This window comes from Streptomyces sp. SAS_272, from assembly GCF_052543235.1.
The window spans coordinates 1-5,363 of the sequence record NZ_JBMNDR010000175.1 but is presented as its reverse complement, the minus strand read 5'-3'; the positions used below and the strand labels follow the sequence as shown (position 1 = coordinate 5,363).

Genomic DNA, 5,363 nt, shown 5'->3' with positions numbered 1-5,363 from the left:
TTGCCCGTTCGGGGTGAGGTGGCAAACGAGCGCGACTTCTGATGATCTTTCAGGTCTCTAGAGGTTCCACTGGACCGTGGAGAACAAGATCCACTGGGTGCGAGACGTCACCTTCCGAGAAGACAACTCCCAGGTCAGGACCGGTACAGCACCCCGAGCCCTGGCCGGCTTCCGCAACCTGGCGATCAGCACCATCCGCCTCGCCGGACGCGCCAACATCGCCCGCGCCCGCCGCGACCTCCTCCACCACAAGGACGCCTTCGCCGTCTACGGCATCTGACCAACCGGCACGGAACCGGACATCACACAACTACGCCGGGGCCGTGCTGCACAGCCCTGTTGGAAGTGAGCGGAAAGGGCCTACATTCACCCAGTGTTCAAGGAATTCCTGACTCGCCGGGCTCTGGCCCGCGCGGCGCGAGGACTCGCGCCGCGCATGGAACAAGACGAACAACTCGTCGCCTTCGACATCTGTCGTACCGGCGGCGACCTTGGTGAACTGTTCCGCAACCGCGGTGTACGCGTCGACGTCGTAGTCTCTGACCGGGCGCTGTACCTCGTGCGCAACGGAGATACGCGCACAATGAACCGCCTGCTGTTCGATGACATCGCAAGAGTGAGCTACACACCGCCGCCGTCGCCGGACGACATGGCGGCCGGCCTCCAGTACGCGCTGCTGGGGCCGATGGCCAAGCTCATCGTGGTCCACCTGTGGGACAGCAACTCCTTCGCGTTCATGCCGTACCAACGCAACGGCCGTTCCGAGGTCGGCCCCGAACTCTTGACACGCGTGCCGGACAGGACCGTGGCCACGCACCGCATCGAACTGTTGCAGGATGGCCGTGGTGTCACGGTGACCCAGAGCACCGGACGACGCGGCAGCATCGGTTTCAACTGGGACTTCACCCCAGACGACGGCGTGGACGTCGACAGCGAACCGCTGAGCAGCGAGTTCAAGAAGCGCATGTACCAGCTCATGCGGGATGCCGGCGACCCAAACGCAGAGGAGCATGCCACCAGTTGAGCCGAGGGTTTCGTGGCGCTTCCCATTCTCGTAGCCGGAAGCGCCCTCTCCGCCCTTTTGCCAGCGAACATCGCGGGTCGAGGCCATGCGATTCGCAGTAGTCAGTAGCTCGGGTCAGCGCCGGACCAGTCATAGACACGTCGTTGCTCTGCGTGAACACAGTGTTTGTGTCCTCAGGTCCTCAGCCCGCGCGACGTCTGCCCGGACACCGGGCTGGCCCGCTTCTCAGTTGCCTGTGAGCTCCTTCACACAGAGTGTCCGGATCTCGGCATCACCTACATCGATACCGTCGGCACCCCCCACCTTCAGGACGGACTCGTGCTGGAGGACTTCGGTGGCTTCGGGGACGAGCGCACACTGAGAGGCGTTGTCCCCGTCGATGACCTGGACAACCTGGACGGTCGCATCGGGATCGTCGCAGGAAACGGTGATCGGAAAGTACCGGTCGGCGGCGATGCAGTCACCCGCCTCTGGCACCGGCTGCTCCATGGGGTTGTTGCTCTCGTCGGTGTCCGCGAAGAACGCTCCGTAGACAAAGCCGGCCGCCAGCAGGAGGAGCACGGAACCTGCTATGAAGAGTTTGCCCCCGTGCCATGCGAGGCGCAGCAGCCGTCTGAGCCGTCGTCTTCGGGAAGGTATGTCGGAAGATGGTGAATCCATAACGACGGATTCTGCACCACGAGATCTCGCCACGTCTGGACCTCGGAACCCACTGGTGGAGTTGCTTGCTCCCTGAGCCTGGCTCATGGGCTTACCCCTCGCGCGGGGCCCGGCCGTGAGGACGACTAGGGCGTGTTCCAGGTTCGGATCATTGGTTTGGGGATTCGCCGGTGCCGGGCGGCTGGGCCTGGTAGTTGTCGAGGGTGGCGCGTGGTGATCTCTCTGATGCCGAGTGGGAGTTGGTCGAGCTGTTCTTGCCGGTGGGCGAGCGTGGCCCGGTCCCTGACCTGCGGCGGTTGTTCAATGCCGTGATGTGGCGGTTCAGGGCTGGGTGTCCTTGGCGGGACGTGCCTGAGGAGTACGGCTCCTGGTCGACCGTTTACGGCGCGTTCCAGCGTTGGGCGGTGGCCGGGACCTTCCGGGCGCTGATGGAGGGGATGATCGCCGAGGCGGCGGCCCGTGGACAGGTCGATCTCGACCTGGTCAGCGTGGATTCCACGGTCGCGCGCGCTCATCATCACGCGGCAGGAATGGCCGTCGACCCCGAACTGCTGGAGGAGCTGGAGAAGGCTGTCACTGAGGAAAAGGGGCTTCTCGAAAGGGGCAAAGCGCGTCAATAGTGCCGCCACACGGGGACGGTGATGACGTGGCGCGTGAGGAGCGGCGGCGTTTGCGGCGGCGGCGCAGAGCCCGGCTCCGCGCGGCTGAACTGGGCCGTTCCCGGGGCGGGCTGACCACCAAGACCCACCTCGCGGCCGAACGCCGGTGCCGGCCACTGTCGTTCATCGTCACGCCGGGACAGGCCGCCGACAGCCCCCGCTTCGTCCCGGTGCTGGAGGGCATCAGAGTGCGTGGCCCGGTCGGCCGCCCGCGCACCCGGCCCGGCGCCGTCGCGGCGGACAAGGCGTACTCCTCCCGCGCCAACCGCGCCTACCTGCGGCGACGCCGCATCCGCGGCGTCATCCCGGAGAAGACCGACCAGGCCGCCAACCGCAAGAAGAAGGGCTCGCGTGGCGGCCGCCCGGTCGGTCACGATCCGGACCTGTACAAGGACCGCAACACCGTCGAACGCTGCATCAACAAGATCAAGGAGTGGCGGGGCCTGGCCACCCGCTACGACAAGACCGCCACCAGCTACCTCGCCGGACTCCACTTACGCGGTGCCGTGATCTGGATCCGTAGCCTCCGTCCAACATGATCCGAACCTGAAACAGGCCCTAGTACTGCAACGGTCCTTTCGGTGACTGCTGGCCAGTTCCGTCGTTGGTGCGGGTATGGGTGGGGACCTTGCTGGAGTCAGGTTGTGGGCGGGTGAACTGGACGCATTGCATGAGCGGTTCGTGCACCGGTTCAACCGGGAGGAGCCGCGTCAGTCGGCGCTGGCTTACATGCGGGGTCTGGTCGCGCCGCTGGAGCGGAAGAACGGCTGGACGCTGGCGGAGGAGGCCGGGCATGCGGGTCCCGATCGCATCCACCGGTTGCTGAACCGGATCGAGTGGGACGCGGATGAGGTCCTGGACGACGTGCGCGACTACGTCGTCGAGCACATCGGAGACCGGGACGCGGTCCTGATCGTCGATGACACCGGCTTCCTGAAGAAGGGCATCCGCTCGGCCGGGGTACAGCGGCAGTACTCCGGCACCGCGGGTCGCACCGAGAACTGCCAGATCGGTGTGTTCCTCGCCTACGCAGCACCGCGGGGACGGACGCTGATCGACCGGCGGCTGTATCTGCCTACTTCTTGGACCGATGACCGCGAGCGGTGCCGGCGGGCCGGCATCGACGATGACGTTGCCTTCGAGACGAAGGTGGCCATGGCCAAGGCGATGGTCCGCCGGGCCATCGCCGAGGAGGTCCCGTTCGGCTGGGTGACGGCGGACGCCGCCTACGGCTACAGCAAGGGCTGGCGGTTCGAGCTGGAGCAGGCCGACGTCTTCCACGTCATGGCCACCACCCGGCACGACACGGTCGTCACCCGCTGGTCCATAGACCACCCCGTCCACGACCTGTTCCCCGGCCTGCCACGGCAGAAGTGGAAACGCCGTTCCTGCGGCGAGGGCGCCCACGGCCGGCGGATCTACGACTGGGCTCGCGTCGAAGTGAGGCCCTGGCACCGCGAGGACCGCCGGCACTGGGTCCTCGCCCGCCGCAGCGTCAGCAGGCCAGAGGAGATCTCTTACTACATCGCCTACTGCCCCGCCGACACCACGCTGGACGAACTGATCCGCATCGCGGGCAGCCGATGGGCAGTCGAAGAATGCTTCCAGACCGCGAAGCAGGAATGCGGCCTGGACGACTACCAGGTCCGCCGCTACCCCGGCTGGCACCGCCACATGACCCTCGCCATGGCCGCCCACGCGTGTCTGACCGTCCTGCGGGCCCGCCAGCTGGACACGGACAAAGCAGAAACGGATCCTCCCAGCTCATCCACCTCAGCCTCGCCGAGATCCGACGCCTGATCACTCGCCTCACCAACCGCCGCCCCACCCCGGTCGATGACGTTCTGCACTGGTCACACTGGCGACGACGACGCCAACACCAAGCCCGCATCAGCCACTACAAACGACGCGGACACAGTCCCTGAAAACTGCCCAGCACTCAGAACAACCACCGTTGCAGTACTAGGAGGCAGCTGCCGAACGGGGCGACGAGCCGGCCCCTCGCCCCGCTGCCGGGCCACGCACGGCCCGGCAGCAGCACAGAGGCGCGCGCGGTCCGTTCAAGGAGCCACGCGGTCCCAATCCTGGTCGCTGGTCGCGGTGTTGCCCCTAACCTCCCTGGAATGCCTGCAACGTGCGTATTCTGTGGGGCCTGCGGCCCAATGTCCGCCGAGCATGTGTTGCCCCAGTGGATGAGGACAGAGTTCGCGGAGGTCGCGCAGCACGCCATGCGGACCTATCTCTCGCGGCGCACGGCGACCGGGTGGAACGCCCCACATACCCCGGCGGGCGGGTCCGGTGGGCGCCGGTTCGCCGGCGAGCATCCACCCCCAGGTCGTCAGCGAGATCCGATAGATCCGCGCGGAGGACTTGGCGATGCCCGCGCCGGTGAGGTACCGCTCGACCGCCGCGGTGTACGACGAGGGCGGGGCGGACAGGGGCACCACCCGGGCGCGCGGCAGCCGGAGCGCGCCCCGCTTCCCTGCTCTGCCGCAGTAAATGCGTACACCTCACCCCGACGGCCGGAATCACCCGCCGCAGGTCGCGGTGATCACGGTAGAGGTCCTGCCGCAGTAAATCCGGCATTTACTGCGGCAGTCGCGATCCCCTAGGAGACCTTTCTAGGACTACATCCTTGACGCACCTCCTAGAAGGAGTACCTTGAAGCCATGACGAAGAGCGAAACGCGGCTGATGCCGACGGGTACTTGTTGGTGCGGATGCGGGAACGAGGTCGGCCTCGGCTCCTTCTTCTCCCAGGGACACGACAAGATCGCAGAGGCGGCCCTCCTGGCGGCCCGATACGACAACTCCGTCGCCCGACTCATCGCACACCACGGGTTCGGGCCCGACAACGGCGTCCGCGAGGCGGCTGTCGAGAACGGCAACTGGGAGCGGTGTCCCGGGGCGGACTGCAACTACCTTGGTGCCCCCGCCAGCATCCGCGTCCACCGCAAGAAGGCCCAGCACTAGGTACCAATCTCACCAAGCCCGGGGGGGGGCAGGTCGTTGACCTGCCCC

Annotated in this window: 5 protein-coding genes and 1 pseudogene; 5 read left to right on the top strand and 1 reads right to left on the bottom strand. The window is 66.5% G+C overall.

Annotation, left to right across the window (positions count from 1 at the left end; genetic code table 11):
- Window positions 1-76 precede the first annotated feature (76 nt).
- Together ACN6LD_RS41760 and ACN6LD_RS41755 are read left to right on the top strand one after the other, a co-directional pair.
- Window positions 77-280, top strand: a complete 204-nt coding sequence (locus ACN6LD_RS41760; protein WP_445045893.1) for a hypothetical protein — start codon at window positions 77-79, stop codon at window positions 278-280.
- A 93-nt stretch (window positions 281-373) separates the two neighbouring features.
- The gene (locus ACN6LD_RS41755; RefSeq protein WP_159083324.1) at window positions 374-1,024 is read left to right on the top strand and encodes a hypothetical protein; all 651 of its coding nucleotides are present in this window, start codon (window positions 374-376) and stop codon (window positions 1,022-1,024) included.
- Between the two features lie 225 nt (window positions 1,025-1,249).
- On the opposite strand, the gene ACN6LD_RS41750 is transcribed toward ACN6LD_RS41755, so the two are convergent.
- Window positions 1,250-1,585, bottom strand: a complete 336-nt coding sequence (locus ACN6LD_RS41750) for an LppU/SCO3897 family protein (protein ID WP_445038021.1) — start codon at window positions 1,583-1,585, stop codon at window positions 1,250-1,252.
- Window positions 1,586-1,887: 302 nt separating this feature from the next.
- On the opposite strand from ACN6LD_RS41750, the pseudogene ACN6LD_RS41745 reads away from it, so the two are divergent.
- The 3 genes and pseudogenes from ACN6LD_RS41745 to ACN6LD_RS41735 all read left to right on the top strand — a co-directional run bounded on the left by ACN6LD_RS41745 (window position 1,888) and on the right by ACN6LD_RS41735 (window position 5,315).
- Window positions 1,888-2,882, top strand: a pseudogene (locus tag ACN6LD_RS41745) (IS5 family transposase).
- Between the two features lie 76 nt (window positions 2,883-2,958).
- Window positions 2,959-4,143 (top strand): IS701 family transposase, encoded by a 1,185-nt coding sequence (locus tag ACN6LD_RS41740; protein WP_256904764.1) that lies wholly within the window; start codon window positions 2,959-2,961, stop codon window positions 4,141-4,143.
- A gap of 869 nt (window positions 4,144-5,012) precedes the next feature.
- Window positions 5,013-5,315, top strand: coding sequence for a hypothetical protein (locus ACN6LD_RS41735; RefSeq protein ID WP_229826027.1), 303 nt, complete (start codon window positions 5,013-5,015; stop codon window positions 5,313-5,315).
- Window positions 5,316-5,363 lie beyond the last annotated feature (48 nt).